This is a genomic window from Archangium lansingense, from assembly GCF_026626635.1.
GTDB lineage: Bacteria > Myxococcota > Myxococcia > Myxococcales > Myxococcaceae > Archangium > Archangium lansingense.
Genome location: NZ_JAPNKA010000001.1, coordinates 942,333 through 959,913, shown reverse-complemented (window position 1 = coordinate 959,913; position 17,581 = coordinate 942,333). Strand labels below are relative to the sequence as shown.

Annotated in this window: 18 protein-coding genes; 9 read left to right on the top strand and 9 right to left on the bottom strand. The window is 69.0% G+C overall.

Going from position 1 to position 17,581, the window contains the following annotated elements:
• Positions 1-8: 8 nt before the first annotated feature.
• Entirely contained in the window at positions 9-347 is a 339-nt protein-coding gene (locus OV287_RS03865) for a hypothetical protein (protein WP_267532611.1), read from the bottom strand.
• 469 nt (positions 348-816) lie between these two features.
• On the opposite strand from OV287_RS03865, the gene OV287_RS03860 reads away from it, so the two are divergent.
• The 3 genes from OV287_RS03860 (at position 817) to OV287_RS03850 (ending at position 3,183) form a co-directional block, all read left to right on the top strand.
• Complete coding sequence (locus OV287_RS03860) at positions 817-1,344, top strand: pyridoxamine 5'-phosphate oxidase family protein (RefSeq protein ID WP_267532610.1); 528 nt, start codon at positions 817-819, stop codon at positions 1,342-1,344.
• Between the two features lie 151 nt (positions 1,345-1,495).
• Positions 1,496-2,686: a cysteine desulfurase-like protein gene (locus OV287_RS03855; protein ID WP_267532609.1), complete on the top strand. Its 1,191-nt coding sequence runs from the start codon at positions 1,496-1,498 to the stop codon at positions 2,684-2,686.
• A 29-nt stretch (positions 2,687-2,715) separates the two neighbouring features.
• The gene (locus OV287_RS03850) at positions 2,716-3,183 is read left to right on the top strand and encodes a nucleoside deaminase (protein WP_267532608.1); all 468 of its coding nucleotides are present in this window, start codon (positions 2,716-2,718) and stop codon (positions 3,181-3,183) included.
• Here OV287_RS03850 and OV287_RS03845 read toward each other — a convergent pair.
• The 5 genes from OV287_RS03845 to OV287_RS03825 form a co-directional block, all read right to left on the bottom strand.
• Positions 3,116-3,874, bottom strand: coding sequence for a lycopene cyclase domain-containing protein (locus OV287_RS03845; protein WP_267532607.1), 759 nt, complete (start codon positions 3,872-3,874; stop codon positions 3,116-3,118). The genes OV287_RS03850 and OV287_RS03845 overlap by 68 nt on opposite strands.
• 7 nt (positions 3,875-3,881) lie before the next feature.
• Positions 3,882-4,790 carry a prenyltransferase gene (locus OV287_RS03840; RefSeq protein WP_267532606.1) on the bottom strand — a complete coding sequence of 303 codons (909 nt, stop codon included), beginning with the start codon at positions 4,788-4,790 and terminating at the stop codon, positions 3,882-3,884.
• Positions 4,787-5,512, bottom strand: coding sequence for a ferrochelatase (locus tag OV287_RS03835; protein WP_267532605.1), 726 nt, complete (start codon positions 5,510-5,512; stop codon positions 4,787-4,789). The genes OV287_RS03840 and OV287_RS03835 overlap by 4 nt, the downstream gene beginning before the upstream one ends.
• The gene (locus tag OV287_RS03830) at positions 5,509-6,444 is read right to left on the bottom strand and encodes a prenyltransferase (RefSeq protein ID WP_267532604.1); all 936 of its coding nucleotides are present in this window, start codon (positions 6,442-6,444) and stop codon (positions 5,509-5,511) included. The genes OV287_RS03835 and OV287_RS03830 overlap by 4 nt, the downstream gene beginning before the upstream one ends.
• Positions 6,445-6,537: 93 nt before the next feature.
• Positions 6,538-6,939, bottom strand: a complete 402-nt coding sequence (locus OV287_RS03825) for a helix-turn-helix transcriptional regulator (protein ID WP_267532603.1) — start codon at positions 6,937-6,939, stop codon at positions 6,538-6,540.
• Positions 6,940-7,162: 223 nt separating this feature from the next.
• Here OV287_RS03825 and OV287_RS03820 point away from each other — a divergent pair, with 223 nt between their 5' ends.
• Positions 7,163-7,723, top strand: coding sequence for a hypothetical protein (locus OV287_RS03820; protein ID WP_267532602.1), 561 nt, complete (start codon positions 7,163-7,165; stop codon positions 7,721-7,723).
• Here the strand turns inward: OV287_RS03820 and OV287_RS03815 are convergent.
• Positions 7,720-9,012 (bottom strand): CapA family protein, encoded by a 1,293-nt coding sequence (locus OV287_RS03815; protein ID WP_267532601.1) that lies wholly within the window; start codon positions 9,010-9,012, stop codon positions 7,720-7,722. The genes OV287_RS03820 and OV287_RS03815 overlap by 4 nt on opposite strands.
• Positions 9,013-9,464: 452 nt before the next feature.
• Here OV287_RS03815 and OV287_RS03810 point away from each other — a divergent pair, with 452 nt between their 5' ends.
• The 3 genes from OV287_RS03810 to OV287_RS03800 are packed head-to-tail and all read left to right on the top strand — an operon-like array spanning position 9,465 to position 11,617.
• The gene (locus tag OV287_RS03810; protein ID WP_267532600.1) at positions 9,465-10,112 is read left to right on the top strand and encodes a hypothetical protein; all 648 of its coding nucleotides are present in this window, start codon (positions 9,465-9,467) and stop codon (positions 10,110-10,112) included.
• The gene (locus OV287_RS03805; protein ID WP_267532599.1) at positions 10,109-11,029 is read left to right on the top strand and encodes a type VI immunity family protein; all 921 of its coding nucleotides are present in this window, start codon (positions 10,109-10,111) and stop codon (positions 11,027-11,029) included. The genes OV287_RS03810 and OV287_RS03805 overlap by 4 nt, the downstream gene beginning before the upstream one ends.
• A gap of 42 nt (positions 11,030-11,071) precedes the next feature.
• Positions 11,072-11,617 carry a glutathione peroxidase gene (locus OV287_RS03800; protein ID WP_267532598.1) on the top strand — a complete coding sequence of 182 codons (546 nt, stop codon included), beginning with the start codon at positions 11,072-11,074 and terminating at the stop codon, positions 11,615-11,617.
• Positions 11,618-11,913: 296 nt separating this feature from the next.
• On the opposite strand, the gene OV287_RS03795 is transcribed toward OV287_RS03800, so the two are convergent.
• On the bottom strand, positions 11,914-12,414 hold the full coding sequence (locus OV287_RS03795; protein WP_267532597.1) for a YybH family protein: 501 nt from the start codon (positions 12,412-12,414) through the stop codon (positions 11,914-11,916).
• 172 nt (positions 12,415-12,586) lie between these two features.
• Here OV287_RS03795 and OV287_RS03790 point away from each other — a divergent pair, with 172 nt between their 5' ends.
• Both OV287_RS03790 and OV287_RS03785 read left to right on the top strand, forming a co-directional pair.
• Entirely contained in the window at positions 12,587-15,133 is a 2,547-nt protein-coding gene (locus OV287_RS03790; RefSeq protein WP_267532596.1) for a VIT domain-containing protein, read from the top strand.
• A 158-nt stretch (positions 15,134-15,291) separates the two neighbouring features.
• A complete protein-coding gene (locus OV287_RS03785) occupies positions 15,292-16,962 on the top strand; it encodes a ligand-binding sensor domain-containing protein (RefSeq protein ID WP_267532595.1) in 1,671 nt (556 codons plus the stop codon).
• A 21-nt stretch (positions 16,963-16,983) separates the two neighbouring features.
• Here OV287_RS03785 and OV287_RS03780 read toward each other — a convergent pair whose 3' ends face one another.
• The gene (locus OV287_RS03780) at positions 16,984-17,481 is read right to left on the bottom strand and encodes a RebB family R body protein (protein WP_267532594.1); all 498 of its coding nucleotides are present in this window, start codon (positions 17,479-17,481) and stop codon (positions 16,984-16,986) included.
• Positions 17,482-17,581 lie beyond the last annotated feature (100 nt).

Sequence of the window (17,581 nt, the reverse complement as noted above, 5' to 3'; positions counted from 1 at the left end):
GGCCTCCGCTAATACCCGAGGCTCGGGTCATACCGGGGCGCCAGCAGCGAGGGCACCACCATCTCCGTCACGTCCTTGCCCCCGAGCAGGTTCGTGGCGAGACACAGGGGCGTGTAGATGAAGCCCGGAATCCCCCACCACCCGAGCAGCAGCGACAGCAGCGTGTAGCCGAGACTCAAGACGAAAGTGCTCTGCCCGGCCCGGATGAAATAGACATCCGACGAACGTCGCATGGTCGTAGTGAGGAAGGAGACGCAATACTCGAAGACCACGAACCGTCCACCGCGTCGCAGCTCATCCTGCACTTGCGCTGTGGACAGGCCCTCCATTCCCAGGATGCCAGCCATACAGCCCCCTGTCCGGAAGTGCGGCCAAGGCCGCGAAGAACAGAGAGGCAGAGTACATGGGTGATGCCCGGCTGCACAGCGACGCGGAGAGAGGGACGAGCGCGACCGCACGAGAAGAAACAGGCATTTGATAGTTCACGTATCGCGGCACCCGGCAACGCCTCTCATTCGTGAAGATGGCGACTCTCGCGGTCCGATAATTATCGGTGCATCCATGGCTGTCTTCGCACGGATGTTGTTGCCTGGCAGGCAACATGCGGCGGTTTCACGCACGCATCGTGCGCGTCCGCTGCAACTTGCTGCGGAGGTTGCACGGCGGCAGGCAACACGCGGCGGTTTCACGTACGCATCGTGCGCGTCCGCTGCAACCTGCCCCCCGGGGCTCCCCCGTCGTGCGGACAAGAGGGCGGCATCCGCGCGCCTGTCAGGCCCTGCCACCCTGCTTACCGTGAGCACTTGGGAGGCAGGAATGGCCACGAAGAAGACGGACAAGAAGGACCCCATCGTTCACCTGGGCGAGCTCATCCACGGTATCCAGGTCGCGATGATGACGACGGTGGAGCAGGACGGAACCCTGCGCAGCCGCCCCATGTGGACGCAGGACCGGGACTTCGACGGAGAGCTGTGGTTCTTCACCCGCGAGCACTCGCCCAAGGTGGACGAGGTGGAGCGAGACCATCACGTCAGCCTCTCCTACTCGGAGCCCGCGAGGGATCGCTACGTGTCGGTGAGCGGCTCCGCCCGGCTGGTGCGCGACAAGGAGAAGGCCCGCGAGCTGTGGAACCCCACCCTCAAGGCCTGGTTCCCCCAAGGACTGGATGATCCCGAGCTCGCGCTCCTGTGCGTCCGAGTGAACAAGGCCGAGTTCTGGGACACCCCCAACAAGCGCATGGTGCAGCTCGTGGGCTTCGTGAAGGGCGTCCTCACCGGCGAGCCGTACCGCCCAGGAGAGAACGAGAAGGTGAACCTCGACGAGTCCGGCACCGCGCTGCACTAGCGGAGACACGCAGGGGACTCCCCTCACCCCCCGCCCTCTCCCAAAGGGAGAGGGTGCGCACCTCTGAGACGCCGAAACGTATCGGTGCGTCATGGCCGCTTCCAATGCCACGGCAGCACCAGGCACCGGCGAACGTTATGCTGCGCGCGCCATGACCTCCCCTTTTGCCGAGCACTTCCCCGCCTTGCGCTCGGGTTTCAGCTACCTCGACAACGCCGCAGGGGCCCAGGTGCCCTCCCACACCATCGACGCCATCTCCCAGTTCCTCACGGGTGGGAGTTGCAACGTGGGCCAGCCCTATCCGGCGTCCCTGCGCGCCACCGAGGTCAAAGCCCAGGCCCGCGCCGCCACCGCCGAGTTCCTCGGCTGTCAGCCCGAGGAGGTCATGCTCGGCACCAGCGCCACCGCCCTCACCTTCCAGCTCTCGCGCGCCTTCTCGCGCCTGTTTCACGCAGGGGATGAGGTCATCATCTCGGAGCTGGAGCACGAGTCCAACGCCAGTCCCTGGCGCTGGCTGGAAGCACAGGGCGCGGTGGTGAAGGTGTGGCGCGCGCGCTGGCCCGAGGGACGGCTGGAGCTGGCGGACCTTCGCGCGCTGCTCACCGCGCGCACCCGGCTCGTCGCGGTGACGGCCGCCGCCAACTCGGTGGGCACCGCGCCCAATGTGGCTGCCGCCGCCACGCTCGCCCATTCCGTGGGCGCGTGGATCATCGTCGATGCGGTGCACGCCAGCCCGCACCAGCTGCCCGACGTGAGGGCCTGGGGCGCGGACTTCGCCGTGTTCTCGCCCTACAAGGTCTTCGGTCCCCACATGGGCTGCCTGTACGTTCGCCAGGAGCTGCTGCCCCGGCTGCCCGCGGACAAGCTGTGGTTCGTTCCCGAGGACAGCCCGCAGAAGTTCGAGCCCGGCACCGCCAACCATGAGGGCCTCGCCGGCTGGCTGGGGACGCTGCGCTACGTGCGCGAGGTGCTCGGTGGCGGACAGCCCGGACGCGCGGGGCTGGAGCAGGCCTTCCGCCGCATCGAGTCCCTGGAGCGCCCGCTGCTGGAGTCCACGCTGGAGCGGCTGAAGGCTCACAAGCGCGTGCGGCTGTACGGCCTCCCCGAGCCCCAGGGCCGCGTGGCCACCTTCTGCTTCAACGTACCCGGAGTCCCTCCACGCGCCGTGGCCGAGCACCTCGCCCGGAATGGGGTGGGCGTTGCCGCGGGCCACTACTACGCCACCCTGTCCATGCAGGCGCTGGGCCTCATGCCCGAGGGCGCGGTGCGCGTCTCGCTGCTGCACTACAACACGCTCGCCGACGTGGAGCGGCTGTTCGCCAGCTTGGACTCGCTCCCTTGAGCGCCCATTCCAACGGAGGAGGAAACGGAATGCATCCAGACGAGCAGAGGCACCTGAAGCAGTCCATCGAGCTGGCGCGCAAGGCCCGCGAGCGAGGCAACCACCCCTTCGGCGCGGTGCTGGTGGACAGGAACGGGCGTGTCCTCCTGGAGGGGGAGAACACCGTGGTGATGGAGCGGGACTGCACCGGCCACGCCGAGTCCAACCTCATGCGCGAGGCCACCCAGCACTACTCCCCCGAGCAGCTCGCCGGCAGCACCCTCTACGCCAGCACCGAGCCCTGTGCCATGTGTGCGGGCGCCATCTTCTGGGGCGGCGTGCGGCGGGTTGTCTTCGCGCTCTCCTCCGAGGGGCTGGGCCAGCTCGTCGGCACCGCCGAGCCCGCCCTCCGCATGTCCTGCCGCGAGGTCTTCGCCCGCGGCTCCGAGTCTACCGAGGTGGTGGGCCCGGTGGACCTGCCAGAGGCCCGTGAGGTGCACGAGGGTTTCTGGAAGTAGACCCGCGCGAAGGGAGCGGCGCGAACGCGAGCTCGAAGGCCCAGGCTGGAAAGGCCGTCGCGGCGAGGCCCGCGCCGGCTCCGTACAGCAGCTCATCCAGCGGGACCCCGAGGAACGCACCGCGCAGCAACAGGCTCGGCCGCCACGTGCGCTCGAAGACACCGGGCACCAACAGCTCGAAGACCAGGCACAGGCCCAGGTAGATGACGCCCGACACCGCGGCCCCGAGCAGGCTCGGAAGCAGCAGGTCCTGGCGCATTCCCAGCACGCCCAGGGTGCACGCCACCATCGCTGCTACCGAGGCATAGAGGATGGGCACTCCCACCGCGAGCAACAGCCCCGCCATCGCCAGCGTGGCCACGATGCCTCCCGCGGCCCGTCTCCACGGATGCAGGCCGCGGCTCCGGGGTACCACCGTCTGGCGGAACGCCACCGCATAGGCACAGGAAGAGAAAGCCCCGAGCCCGGCGACGAACAGCACGTCCTCCAGGCCGAAGCCGATTCTATCCGCCAGGCCAAACAGGAACCGGGGAGTCCAGTACTCCGGATAGAACAGCCACTCGGTCGCCGCGAACGGGAGCGAGGCCAACGCCGCCCTCCGCATCAACCCGCGCAGGTCCACGCGCACGAGCCAGATGAGGGCGCCCGGCACCAGGAACAGGAGCGCCATCACCAGGAACTCATACGTCATGGCGTGCTCAGGGAACCGCCAAGCCAATCAGTGGAAGCGCGACGGTGGCCAGGGTGGCGGTGATGGCGGCCGCGACTCGAAGCGGGATGCGACGAGAGCCGGGAGGCGCGGGACGCACCAGCAGCACCGCGAGCGTGGCCCCCGCCGGCACCAGCAGCCCCACGCCCGCGCTCAAGCCCAGGACGCCCAGCCCCCACGGCGCCAGCGCCAAGGTGAGGCCATTCAGCGCCACGATGACCCAGGCGGCCCGCTCGCCGCCCACTCGCGCCGGCAACGTGAGCTTGCCGCTCTCCCGGTCCGAGGGCTCATCGGGAAGCGCGGTGGCGATGGCACAGGCCAGATGGGTGGGCAGCAGGAGCGCGACGAGCGCCCAGGGAAAGCGACTGAAGTCCCCGCCCTGCGCGATGTACCCGTAGAGCGGGAGCACTCCAGCGACTCCCACCATCTGAAGCAGCTCCCCGCCGCCTCGGTAGGACAGCCGCAGCGGTGGATAGCTGTAGGCCCACAGCAGTCCCAGCGCCGCCACCGCCAACGGCACGAGCAGCGGAGCGCCCCGGACCAGCGCAAGCCCCAGCGACAGGGCCAGCAGCGCACCCGCGCAGACAGCGGCGGCGAATCCGAGCGCACGGGGAGAGAGTCGGCCCTCGACCAGCACGCGAGAGCCGCCAGAGAAGAGCGTGGCCGTGCGGTTGTGTCGGTCCGTCTCCTGGTCCGCCCAATCATTGGCGTAGACGATGAAGAGCTGGTCCAGCACCCCGAAGAGCTGCACTCCCACCAGCGTCCCCAGGTCGAGCGCACCTCCCCGCATGTGCACGGCGACGACTTGCCCGAGCAGCAGGGGGAGCGCGATGTACGACTGCGAGGGCAGCCTCGAGGCCTGGAGCCAGGCCCGGAGCGTCCCGCCCCCGTCCTTCACGATGAGGCCTCTCGCGATAGCCCGAGCCGCCGCGCGGCCTCGGTCCGCAGGTCCGTGAACGGAAGGTCCCAGCGGCAATCCCCATCGAAGCGCCAGGCCTTCACGGGGATGAAGTCCGCCTGGGCCAACACCTGGTGCAGGTGCGCCTCCTCGCGAGGCTCACGGCAGAAGGAGAAGGGGTTGCGGAACTCCTGGCCCTGGAGCCTCCGGTACTTGGTGTCGTTCTCGGAGATGAGCTCGATGAGCGTCCGCAGCCGGCCCTCGAGGTAGTCGAAGAACTCCAGGTCAAAGGGCCCGATGGTCGCGCGCCTCTCCGGCTGGCGCACCACCCAGCGGGCCCAGTCATAGCCGTACAGGAAGTCATGGGCGTAGCGGAAGCGCAGCTCCGACTTGTTGCCGAAGCCCCGGCACAGCGTCACCACCCGGCGCGCGAAGCTGAGGATCTCCTCGGGCTCTCCAGCGTTCCACATGCGGCAGGCCAGATGGTCGAGGTCCCAGAAGATGTTCTCTGGGAAGTCGTCCGCGAACGCCCGCACCACCTCGCCCAGGCCCTCGCAGAAGGCGCGTGCCTTCTCCACGCCGTCATGACCGTCCATCAGCCGCGCCGCCAGCTCCACCGGCAGCAGCGCCCTCGACCGGCCCGTGTCGAGCGAGGCCGCGTCTCCGAGCAGGGGAGACAGCTGCTCCAGCCCGGCGAGGATGTTTTTCGGAAGTCCTCTCACTTCCACCCTCCCAGGCCAACGACGAGCACCAGCACCGACAGCACGAACGTTCCCCACCAGATGGCGCGGTGGAGCTCTCCCTTGTATGCCGACTGCGCACCAAAGGCATTCGTTACCGCGGACGGGCTCCTCCCCACCAGACGCATGGCGAAAGGTAGCGCGAGCACCACGGCCGGCACCACCACGACGAGGGGAGGTGCGTCCTCGGCCAGACAGGACGCCGCCAGCCAGAGGAGCACGCCAACGAACAGTGACACCTCCGCGCTCCGGCGGACCACCGCGTTGCCCAGCACCGTGGTGAAGGTGCGCTTGCCCCCGGCGCGATCACTCTCCTCGTCGGACAGCCCGCTGGCCAGGGCGCTCGACAGCGACAGCGCCAGCAGGCCCGGCGCCAGCGACACCCACCACGCGGGCGCCCACTGGCCGCACTGGGCATACGCATGCAGCGTGGGAAGCACCCCGCCCACGCCCACCATCTCCAGCAGCTCGCCTCCGCCTCGGTAGTTGAGCCGCAGGGGAGGCAGCGTATAGACGGCGAAGACGAGCAGGCCCGACGCCGCCAGGGGCAGCAGCAGCGGGCGCCCCAGCACAACACCCGCGCCCCAAGCCAGGAGCAACGCCACCGCGCCCGCCCCGAGTCCCGCGGCGAGCAGGGCCCCGGCGGGGAGGATGCCGTCGGGAATCGTCTTCGGCGAGCAGCCCTGGGGGAACATGCGGCGCTTGAGGGCGTCCACCTCGCGATCTCCCCAGTCATTGAGCAGCACGACGAAGGAGACGTCCGCCACCATCCACAGCACGCCGAACACGAGCGCGCCCAGCGACAAGTGGCCGGCGGCGGCCGCGCCCACGGCCTGTCCGAACAGCGCGGGCACGAGCACCTTCGGCCAGCTCGCCGGCTTGAGGGCGTACCACCACCGCGCCAAGGGGCTCATCGACTCGATCCGCACCCGCAAACCTCCCGGCCGGCGGCCCAAAAAATGGCCAACCTCTCCAATCAGGTCGGTTGTACCTTCCCGACCCGGGAGTCAGCGCGTGAGCGCGGTGGCAATGACGTTGAGCACCTTGAGCTGGGCCGGGGACAGGTTGCGCAACGAGCGCGAGAGCTTCCGCAAATCCGGCGAGCGCTCCTCCTTGGCCGGCAACGAGTCCACCCAGGCCGTCACCTCCGAGTGGCTCAGGCTCAGCAGCGTGTCCGAGGGAATCTTCAGGATGATGCTCAGCTTTCTCAGAGTGGGGACGCTGGGCATCATCCCCCCGCGCTCGATGCGGCCGTAGACGCCGGGGGCCAGACCTACCTTCTCGGCCGCTTCCGCCTGGGTAAGCCCCGCACGCACCCGGGCGGCACGCGCCGCAGCCCCCAGGGCAAGAGCCAGCTTGTCATCCATGCGCTGCTGCGAAGGTGGAGGAGGGGTGCGTTTCGAGGCCATGGTGCGTGACGTCCAAAGAGACGTTGGAGGACATTACCCGAGAGGCCAACCCGCGCCTAGAGACTTGCTCCATGGGTCGTGCAAGTCCCCACAACCAGGGGCGTCCCCTCTCCCCCGCGTGGATGGGGAGCGCCCAGGGGGGCAGGCGCCTCCTGCGGGGTCACCCCTCGCGTGCCCACGTTCCCGATTCAGGCCCCCCACATTCCCGAAAGGAGAGGAAACGATGGCCGGAAAGATGAAGACGGGACTCCCGCTGGTGGGACTGCTCGCCGGCTCCCTGGTGCTGGGCACCGGCTGCAAGCGCGCGGAAGCCGAGGCACGCCCGCAGGACCTCCTGCAACAACAGCAGGAGCAGGACGGGGCCCGTCCCAACACGAAGGACGACCTCCAGGGCGAGGAGGCCCTCCCTCCCGAGCAGGACACGCTCGACCGGTCCGGCACTGGCGGCGCGGGCGACACGCGCACGCAGTCTCAGGACGAGGACACCCTGGAGCGCTCTGGCACCGGCGGCGCCCTGGATCAGGGAACCACCCAGGAGCCGAACACCCTCGACGAGCCCGGCACCGGTGGCTCCATCGATCCAAGCGCCCCGGACGAGGACATCATGGATGAGCCCGGCACCGGAGGCGCGGGCAGCACCGGACAGGACACCGTGCGCGACGAGGACGAGGGCGTCCTCCAGCCGGGCAAGAATGACGAGGGGCTCGACCACAACGAGGGTCAGGTCGACGAGGACACGGTGTCTCCGCCGGGCGCACGCCCGCAGCCCGAGCAGCAGCGCTAACCCGCGGGACGGCGCCCGGACTCCGTCGGAGCGACGTCGGAGCCGGGAGGCCGAGTGATACGCAGGATAAGCTCGCGCCGGTGCCGGGCCATGTCCAACCGGCGCTCGAGCGCGGTGCGCTCCTGACGGACCTCACGCGGCTGGGTGAGCGCCCGGGTCGAGAGCATCAAGAGCCGCTCCTGAATGGCCTGCAGCTCCGCGTCGAGCAGCACGGGCTGGATGTGACGCGGCACCCGGTTACGGCCGAGCGCGACATAGTGGTTGTTCTCAATCCACACCGGCAACACGGACACGCCCTCCAGCGACACGGGTGCTCCCGGCTGGGGACGGGTGAGCGAGAACCGGAGCAGCATGGAGTCACGCTTGCTGCCATCCGCCTCCATCTGCCGGCCGTGAATGTAGTGCCGGTCCTGGTTGGCGATGAGGTTGCCCAGCGAGAAGGCGACGAGCGTGTCGCGCCCGGAGGAGGTGCGATACGCCTCGACAGGCTGCAGCACATGAGGGTGGTGGCCGATGATGGCGAGCGCACCGGCCTCCAGCAGGGCGCGGGCCAGCTTCCGATCCTCCGGGTGCGGCGTGTGCGAGTACTCGGTGCCCCAGTGGATGGAGACGATCAGCGCGTCACAGCGCCGGGCCGCGGCGCGCACCAGCTCCGCGGCCGAGTCGGGAGACTGCCAGCTCCCACTCACCTTGCCCTTGTAGGGCACATAGGCGACGTGGGGCGACGTCTCGGGGTCGACGGGATTGCGGGCGCCGTTGAGCCACCGGGTGAAGGACAGGAAGCCGATCCGCATCCCCTGCTTCTCGATGATGAGCGGCTCCCACGCGGCGGCCTCCGATTCACCTGAGCCGACTCCCAGCAGACCGGCTTCTGACAGGTGCTTCCAGGTGGCCTGGACGCCCACGCGGCGCTGGTCGTAGGCGTGGTTGTTGGCGATGGACACGACATCCACCCCTGCGGCGGCCAGCGCGTGCAGCATGGCGGGCGGCGCATCAAAGAGCAGCGGCGCGGTGCGGGCGTCCGGGTTTCCACTGATGGGCGTCTCCAGGTTCACCATGGCGACATCCGCGGAGCGCAGCACGTCGGCGATGGGCCCGAAGACATGGTCCCAGCCCTCGTTGTTGAGCGACCGGGCGGGGCCGGCGTCCCCAGAGTCGGCGCGCGTGTGGTCGGCCGCGGCCTCCTTCACCTCACCATGGGGAATGACATCTCCCCCGAAGACGAGGTCCACGCGCTCAGGGGGAGCGGCACAGAGCAGGGGAACGAGCAGGAGCGTCTGGACGAGCACGCTCGCATGCTACCCAGGCAACTGACCCGGAGGACAGGCCCCCCCGGTCTCCCCGCCCTGGGCAACTACACCCCCCGGCCGATGGGACGCTTCATGGCGGACCGCGCCACACAGCGGGTGCTCGCCAGTTGCAGCGCAAGGCCACCCAGCCGGGCGCCCTCCCCTGTAAGACGGTGCATTGAGGGAAACCGGACCCGGAGCGTCCTTGACCTGCCTCGCTCTTCCGTCTCAGTTCCACGCTCAGCGCCTCTCACACGGCAGACTGCGGTCCCCCGTCACCCAGCGTAGGGCACATGAATCATCTCTCATCCCCACCACGAGGCAGACTCACGTTCCGGCCAAGGTCTGGCACATTGCTGGCCAGCGTGCTTCTCCTGGCCTCACAGGCCTACGCGCAGTCCCTCGACTCGGCATCGAGCTCCTGCCGGACCCAACCCGCCCTGTGCGCTCGCATGGCGGGAGAGGAGGCCGTCATACCGCAGGCCGTACAACGCGCGGCGGAGCTCGGCACCTCGGCCGGTGCGGTCGCGGCAGTGCTCAATGAGGCGCACCGGAAGGCCATCGAGCAGAAGCTGACGAAGTGCGCCAACATGGCCCGCGAGCAGGTGCTCCGCGAGCACATGCAAGGCAGGAGCCCCACCCCAGCGGAGTGCCGCGAGAAGAAGAACTTCGGAGGCAAGGAGAGGACACGGGCCATGTTCCTCGGCGAGGAGATGCACAAGGTGGCGCTCGCGTGTGCGGAAGTGGAATTGAGCGCGCTGCGTCCGGGCGGCTTCAGCCGGGAGCCGCGCTACCGCTACAACACGGACACCCGGCAGCGTGAGCTGATCAGCGCGGAGAAGGAAGAGGCGTTGCTGGAGGAGGGCTGCTACAGCGAGTTGCTCGGCACCATCAAGCCAGACATCGTCATCCACGCGGGCAATCCGCTCTTGCCCCTGGCCGTCTATGACTTCAAGTTTCCCTGTGTGAGTAGTGCTCAAGTCCCTTGGTGCAAGTATAAAAAAGGGCCCCATGCGGACCGTTGGCAAAACGAGGTGTATTACGAAGCCCTGGGAGTTGAACCCAAGCCAATCCTCCCCTGGATAGGAGTCATGCCATGAGCGGGCACCATCCACGCATCCGTGTCTACCACCCAGCCGGACATATCATCCTCCGAGACAGCCTGAGCCTCTGTTTCTACATCCGCCACCCCCACCAGGAGATCATGCGGGGAGTGCTTCAGTCGTTGGAAACCTACCTGAATGCGGTAGGGCCAGGGGCGCTCGGCACATACGTGGAGCACAGCGGATACACGCAGTTGCTCGATGACTCCGGGTGGAAGGAGATCCGGCGTGAGCTGCTCGAAGACGAATGGCCCATGATCGCGCTGCGCGATGATGACTCCAACCTCGAGGACCAGTACGGTTTCGACTATTCTGGCAAACCGCTCGGCACCCCCGCCCCCTCATTGGACGGCGAACCGGATGCGTCAAGCATGGTGGGCTTCTGGCTTCCCACCGAGTACCTCGAGGAGCACGGTCCAAACCGGCTGCGTGAGCTGGCGCTGCAATTGGCCGCTCCTCTGCCCTTCTGCTTCGGGCAGGTGGGCCTCGCCTTCAGGGGCGAGATGAGCCTGATCGGCATGCTGAGGAAAGTCCGAGAGCATTGCTTCCGCTACCCGGGCCTGGACATCCCGAAGCCGAGTTGGCATTCGTGGAAACTCGGCTTCCGGGTTCGCGGCCCCTCCTGGCTCACCTTCCTGGGCCAGCCCATTCTGGGCGAGCTGGGCGGCGCGTCGAGCCTGCGCTCGCGCCTGTCCTCCCCGGGCACGACTGTCCAGGAGCTGGAAGGGGAGCGCGCCGTCATCACACTCGGCCCCTGGCCAGAAGCGGGGGACACCGAGCAGGGCAACACGCTTCCCGCCTACCGGGAGCTGGCGCGCGTCCTGGAGCCCTGGCTCTATCATGAGGAACGCGGCTTCGATCCCGACTTCCCTCCCGAGGACCTGCGCCGATGGGAGCGCCGCTTCCTCGACTGACAGCCCGAGAAACGCGCCACCGGTTCAGGCATCCTGGGGGGCATGTCCAACCGACTGCTTTCCCTCACCGCGGCCGCCCTCCTCCTGAGCACGGCCGCTATCTCCGCGGAGCGTGCGATGTCCTTCCATGACCTTCAGTTCAAGCGGCTCAACGGCCAGCCCGCCAACCTCTCCGAGTACAAGGGCAAGGTGGTGCTCGTGGTGAACACCGCCTCCGAGTGCGGCTACACGCCCCAGTACGCGGGTCTGGAGAAGCTCTGGGGCGAGTACAAGGCCAAGGGCGTGGTGGTGCTCGGCATCCCCTCCAATGACTTCGGCGGCCAGGAGCCCGGCAGCTCCGAGCAGATCGCCAAGTTCTGCGAGCTTCGCTACAAGGTCACCTTCCCCATGCTCGAGAAGGTGAAGACCAAGGGCGAAGGCCAGTCTCCCATCTACGAGTTCCTCGCGCGCAAGCACGGCGAGCCCAAGTGGAACTTCCACAAGTACGTGGTGGGCAAGGACGGCCAGGTGCGCGCTGCCTTCCCCAGCTCGGTCACGCCGGAGAGCACCGAGCTCAAGACCGCCCTCGACAAGGCCCTCGCCGAGTAGCTCGGGCAGAACCATTCCACTCGTCACCGGTGACCAGTGAAACGGGGCCGGTCCATTCCACTCGTCACCGGTGACCAGTGAAACGGGGCCGGTCCATTCCACTCGTCACCGGTGACCAGTGAAACGGGGCGGGTCCATTCCACTCGTCACCGGTGACCAGTGAAACGAGGCCGGTCCATTCCACTTGTCACCGGTGACCAGTGAAACGAGGCCGGTCCATTCCACTTGTCACCGGTGACAAGTGAAATGGGTCAGAAAACCGCCCTCACTTCACTCTTCCGCCCAGAGCATAGGTTTCACTGCCCCGCGGGCTTCGTGGGAGGGGGCGGCGGCAGCTCGTCCGGGTCGCCGATGTCGACCACCACCTTCCACGCGCCGTCCGGCTGCTTCTCCCAGAAGTTCATATACGAGCCGCGAGACTCCACGCGCTGACCGTTCGCGTCCTTGCGCACGCTGAGGAAGCGACCCGTGGTGAAGCCAAGCCGCCCTCCCGGTGTGATCTCCGCCCGCTGGGGATCCCACGTGAGCGAGTGGTCCGGGTTGGAGAAGCCGGGCTCCACCGCGGCGCGAATGGCCTCGTGGCCGGTGATGGGACCCTTGTCCCGCATCATCGAGCCGTTCTTGGCGAAGAAGGACACCCAGCCATCCGCCCCCCGGGCCTGCGTGGCCGCGTTGAACTCGCGGTCAGTGCGCAACAGCGCCTCCTCCTCGGGAGTCACCGCCCGCTGGGCAGCATTGGTGGAGGCACACCCGGACAACAGCAGCATTCCCACGGCAAGCATTGAGAGTCGTCGCATGGGCGCGCACGCTATGCGAGTGCGGTCAGCAAGCCACAACCCATGGCCCGCCCCCGGGCGCGCGGGTCCACGGCCCCACCACTCCCAGTACTTCCGCACACTTAGCGCACTCCGTCCCCTGGCCCAGGGGCTGCATTGTCCCGGCACGTACCCATCCAGTCCGAGGACTCTCATGCGAGCCGCACTCGCCGCGCTCATCGTCTGTCTTCTGTCCGTCCCTGCCTCCGCCCAGGAGCGGGAAGCGGGAGAAACTCCCTGCCCCACTCCCGCCTCGCCCCTGAGCTCCGGGGCCATCACCCAGGGCACGCTCGTGGCGAAGCTCCGCCACCACGCCTCCACCCAGGGCTGCCCCGAGTCCCAGCCCCAGCACTTCAGCCTGAAGCACACCGAGGTGGACGCCGAGGTGAGTGGCTTCCTCGCCAGCGTCACCGTCACCCAGGTCTTCGAGAATCCCTACGCCCAGCCGCTCGAGGCCCTCTACGTCTTCCCGCTGCCGGAGAAGGCCGCCGTGGACGCCATGGAGCTGGTCATCGGCCAGCGCGTCATCCGCGGCGTCATCCAGACGCGCGAGCAGGCGCGTGACACCTACGAGCGCGCCCGCGCGGAGGGGAAAACGGCCGCGCTGCTCGACCAGGAGCGCCCCAACCTCTTCACCCAGTCGGTGGCCAACATCCTCCCGGGAGAGACCATCCGCGTGCGCATCCACTATGTGGAGCGGCTCGTCTACGAGAGCGGCAAGTACAGCTTCAACTTCCCCATGACGGTGGGCCCGCGCTACATCGGCGGCGAGCCCATGGCCTTCCGCCAGGGCGAGGGCACCGCGCCGGACACCACCACCGTCCCCGACGCGAGCCGCATCACCCCGCCGGTGCTGCCGCCCGAGCTGCGCAGCGGCCGTGACATCCGCCTCAACGTGCGCCTGGACGCGGGCGTGCCCGTGCACGAGCTGCGCTCCACCTCGCACCGCGTGACGACGACGCGCGAGGGCACCAACCGCGCCCGCGTGGAGCTGGCCTCGGACGACCGCATCCCCAACAAGACCTTCACCCTGGAGTACCGCGTGGCGGACGCACTCATCCGCCCGGCCGTGCTGGTGCACCGCGAGCCCGGCAGCGAGGAGGGCTACTTCCTCGTGATGCTCAACCCGCAGCTGGAGCCGAAGCAGGAGGAGGTGGTGCCGCGCGAGCTGTACCTGGTGCTCGACACCTCGTGCTCGCAGTCCGGCCCGCCCATCGAGAAGTCCAAGGCCATCACCGCCGAGGTGCTGCGCCACCTGCACCCCGAGGACACCTTCCAGGTGCTCAACTTCGACACGCAGGTGACGAAGTTCGCCCCCGCCGCGGTGCCGGCCTCGCCGGAGAACGTGGCACGCGCCCTGCCCTACGTGGCCAACTTCTGGGGCGGTGGTGGCACCGACGTGCGCGTGGCGGCCCAGGAGGCCATGGTGCCCGCCAACGACCCGGCTCGCCTGCGCATGGTGCTGCTCATGACGGACGGCTTCATCGGCAATGACGACCAGGTGCTCGGCACCCTCCAGCAACACCTGCGCGAGGAGACGCGCGTCTTCAGCGTGGGCGTGGGCAATGACGTCAACCGCTACCTCGTCGCGAAGATGGGCGAGGCGGGACGCGGCGCCTCCACCTTCGTCAACCTGAAGCGCCCCGAGGACGAGGTGGCTCGCGAGTTCGAGTCGCGCATCCGCGGCCCGGTGCTGACGTCCGTGCGCGTGGACACGGATGGAATGCCGGTGTCGGACGTCTACCCGCGCACCATGCCGGATCTCTTCAGCGGCCAGCCGCTGTTCGTCATCGGCAAGTTCAACGGCACGGGCCAGGGCGTGCTGCGCATCACCGGCCGCGTGCGTGGCCAGGAGCGCCAGTTCGAGGTGCCCCTCACCTTCCCCGCGTCCGCGCCGGAGCACCGGGCGCTGCGCAGCCTCTGGGCGCGCCAGCGAATCGAGGAGCTGACGGTGGCGAACTACCGCGGAGAGAAGCCCGAGGTGGTCCAGGCCATCACCGCCACGGCGCTCCAGTACGGGCTGATGAGCAAGTACACCTCCTTCGTCGCGGTGGAGGAGGTGGCGCGCACCCAGCCCGGCGGCGACACGGTGCGCGAGCTGGTGCCGGTGGAGCTGCCCGAGGGCACCTCGTATGCAGCCGTCTCCGGTGAGCTGAGCCGCGAGGAGATTCCGCCGGGAGACCCCATCATCTCCGTGGTGGCGCCGAGGGACGCGCGACGGGTGACGGCCTACTTCCCCTTCGGCCTGGTGAAGCCGCTCACCTTCGACACCGTCTCCGGCTACTGGCGGGGCCGCTTCCTGGTGCCGCTCTGGGTGGAGGACGGGTACTACGACGTGCTGGTGGCCGTGGAGATGAAGGACGGCTCGGTGCGTCGGCGCGAGGTGCGCTACCGGCTGGACTCCAAGGGCAACGACTTCGAGGTGACGCTGTCCTCGCGGCTGCTGGCGCCAGGCCAGACGCTGCGGCTGGAAGTGGACGCGGTGGAGGCCACCAAGGAGGTGAGTGTCTACGGCGAGCTCTTCGGTGACGTGCAGCACCTCCTGGAGACGCGCGAGGGCCTGCGCTTCACCCGGGAGCTGGTGGTGCCCGCCGGCACCGAGCCCGGGGAGTACGAACTGGTGCTCGTGGCGCGGGACGCCGCCGGCAACCGCTTCGAGCGCCGCGAGAAGCTCCGCGTCGCCCTCACCATCGAGCAGTAACCCCGCCCTCTCCCTCCCGCCCGGTGCTGGCGCCCAGCCACACGCCGAGGCCGGAGGGAGACGCGGCCAAGGGATTCCGAGCGGTTACGCGCTGGCCCGAGGTTCGCAACGTCGCCAGGCGGGAAGGCGCACACCGCCTTCTCCCCGAGGAAACACACATGCTGCTCTCCACCCTGACCGCCGCCCTGCTCTCCGCCACCGTCACCAACACCGAGACGGTGCACGACCTCGCCGCGTACAACGACCACGTGGTGGCCTGCACCGAGGGCGGCCTGGAGCTCTTCACCCGCGCGGGCCGCCCGGTGCGCACGCTGACGGTGGACGACGGCCTGCCGAGCCACTTCTGCCGTGCGCTGGAAGTCGCGGGCAACCGTCTCTTCGCCGCCACGGATGAGGGCGTGGTGGCGGTGGACACGGCCTGGCGAGTGACTCCGGTGATGGGGGCGAAGTGGCACGCGCTGCCGGAAGCGGGGGGAATGAACGCGGAGCTCTACCGCGCGGCACTCGGCTGGCTCTCGGAGCGGCTGCCCGAGGGCTCCACGTACACGGCCTTCACCGAGGGCTACCTGGGCACGGCCGACGGGCGGGTGCTGGCGCCGAGCTCGGGGCGCATATGGACGGTGCCAGGACCGGTGCGAATGCTGGAAGAGACGGAGGGCGCGCTGCGCGTGGGCACCACCGAGGGCACTTTCACCCTGGGGCCGGAGGGGCTCATCTCGCTCCCGGTGCCCACGGGCCCGCTCGCGTATGCGAAGGACCCGAAGGGCGAGACGCAGGTGCTCGGCGCCGACGGTGAGGCGCGGCGTTGGGGCGAGCGCTCCGGCGAGGCTCGGGCGCTTCCCACCAGCGCCACGAATGCCCTCGAGATGAATGGCGTGGCGTGGGCGGGCACACGCGGCCAGGGCGTCTTCCGGCGCCAGGGCAGGGAGTGGAAGCGGGTGACGCCCACCGGCCAGCTCTGCGGCAACCACATCACCGCGCTGACGCGGCATCAGGGGCAGCGGGTGGTAGGCACCTTTGACAAGGGCGTGTGCTGGGAGCAGCCCGACGGGAAGTGGCGGACGTTCCGCACGCCCCACCTCCCGAGCAACCACGTGCTGGGCCTGGCCAGCGACGGACGCAACCTCTACGTGGCCACGATGTACGGGCTGGGCCTCTACGACGGGAAGACGTGGACTCCCATGGCGTACGGAGGCCGCAACCCGGTGGCACTCGGCAAGCTGTCGGTGCTGGCGGCGGTGGCGGACACCGAGGACGGCGTCGCCCTGGTGGACGGGCGTGGCACTTCCTTCGTGAAGCGGGCGAGCCAGCCGCTCGAGCTGGCGAAGCGGCTGCCCCTGCCGGAGGGCTGGAGCACCCATGTCTCGGGAGCGGATGGCGCCGGGCGCTTCCTCTGGGTGGCGAGCGAGGACCGAGGCCTCCTGCGCTGGGACGGCACGCAGTGGACGCGCTTCCATGACGGCAAGCACCTCACGGACAACTGGGTGACGGCGCTCGCGGCGGACGCAGAGGGGCGCGCGGTGGTGGGCACGTGCCAGGACGGCTTCAGCTACTTCGACGGTGAGCGCTGGACGCGGGTGCGCGACGCGGACGGTCTGCCGAGCCGCTATGTGGTGTCCACTGCCCTGGTGCCGGGCGGAGCGCTGCTGGGCACACTGCTGGGCGCGGCGCACTACGACGCGCTGAGCGGCACGGTGCGCCCCCTGCCCAAGCTCGCGGATCCGCGCGTGTACGCCTTGCTGGTGGAGGAGGGCACGGTCCTCTTCGGCACGGAGGGCGGCCTCTCCCAGTTGGACTGGAGCCCCCCGGCCGCCGTCACCCGGCGCTGAGGGCGGGTTCCCCTGTCCGGTTCAGCCGGCCTTGAGGACGCTGGCCGGCTGGGCCGCGCCCTGCGTCTCGCTGGAGGAGCTGGCCGAGAGCACGAGGACGGCCGACTGGCTCAGCGCCGCCTGCCCGAGGACGTTGAGCTGCTGCTGGTTGGACACCGCGTTCTGGAACGCCAGGCCGAGCGCCTGCGCCGCCGCCTCGTAGACAGAGGCCAGGGCACGTACCCGCACCTCATCGGGGTGGGCGGAGGACGAGCCGGACTCCGGGGCTCGCTCAGCCGGCGGCACGGACTGCGCGGGCTCGATGGGGGGAAGGGCGGCGGACTTCGACCCGGACGACGGACCGCGCACGGACTCGCAGGCCACGCGCGCATCCACGACGAGCTGCAAGATGGCCCGCTGCTGCTGCGCGGAGACCTCGTTCAGCTTCGCCAGCACGTCAGCCACCGCCATCCCGAGCTGCACCAACTCCGCCTCGGCGCCGAGCGTCGCCAGATTCACCTTGTCGCCATCCGCCATCATGTTCCTCCTGGGAATGAGGAGCGCACCGCCGCGCCCCCATCGAGAGTAAAGCCGCCCGGACCGGATCCGTCGAGAAGCCTTTCATGGCACACTGCGCCCA

What these genes read in the sequence shown, in the direction of transcription:
- OV287_RS03860 (WP_267532610.1), top strand. Translation starts at nt 817, where the DNA reads ATGGCCACGAAGAAGACGGACAAGAAGGACCCCATCGTTCACCTGGGC.
- OV287_RS03865 (WP_267532611.1), bottom strand. Translation starts at nt 347, where the DNA reads ATGGCTGGCATCCTGGGAATGGAGGGCCTGTCCACAGCGCAAGTGCAG.
- OV287_RS03855 (WP_267532609.1), top strand. Translation starts at nt 1,496, where the DNA reads ATGACCTCCCCTTTTGCCGAGCACTTCCCCGCCTTGCGCTCGGGTTTC.
- OV287_RS03780 (WP_267532594.1), bottom strand. Translation starts at nt 17,481, where the DNA reads ATGATGGCGGATGGCGACAAGGTGAATCTGGCGACGCTCGGCGCCGAG.
- OV287_RS03800 (WP_267532598.1), top strand. Translation starts at nt 11,072, where the DNA reads ATGTCCAACCGACTGCTTTCCCTCACCGCGGCCGCCCTCCTCCTGAGC.
- OV287_RS03845 (WP_267532607.1), bottom strand. Translation starts at nt 3,874, where the DNA reads ATGACGTATGAGTTCCTGGTGATGGCGCTCCTGTTCCTGGTGCCGGGC.
- OV287_RS03820 (WP_267532602.1), top strand. Translation starts at nt 7,163, where the DNA reads ATGGCCGGAAAGATGAAGACGGGACTCCCGCTGGTGGGACTGCTCGCC.
- OV287_RS03850 (WP_267532608.1), top strand. Translation starts at nt 2,716, where the DNA reads ATGCATCCAGACGAGCAGAGGCACCTGAAGCAGTCCATCGAGCTGGCG.
- OV287_RS03785 (WP_267532595.1), top strand. Translation starts at nt 15,292, where the DNA reads ATGCTGCTCTCCACCCTGACCGCCGCCCTGCTCTCCGCCACCGTCACC.
- OV287_RS03830 (WP_267532604.1), bottom strand. Translation starts at nt 6,444, where the DNA reads ATGAGCCCCTTGGCGCGGTGGTGGTACGCCCTCAAGCCGGCGAGCTGG.
- OV287_RS03810 (WP_267532600.1), top strand. Translation starts at nt 9,465, where the DNA reads ATGGCGGGAGAGGAGGCCGTCATACCGCAGGCCGTACAACGCGCGGCG.
- OV287_RS03795 (WP_267532597.1), bottom strand. Translation starts at nt 12,414, where the DNA reads ATGCGACGACTCTCAATGCTTGCCGTGGGAATGCTGCTGTTGTCCGGG.
- OV287_RS03805 (WP_267532599.1), top strand. Translation starts at nt 10,109, where the DNA reads ATGAGCGGGCACCATCCACGCATCCGTGTCTACCACCCAGCCGGACAT.
- OV287_RS03825 (WP_267532603.1), bottom strand. Translation starts at nt 6,939, where the DNA reads ATGGCCTCGAAACGCACCCCTCCTCCACCTTCGCAGCAGCGCATGGAT.
- OV287_RS03790 (WP_267532596.1), top strand. Translation starts at nt 12,587, where the DNA reads ATGCGAGCCGCACTCGCCGCGCTCATCGTCTGTCTTCTGTCCGTCCCT.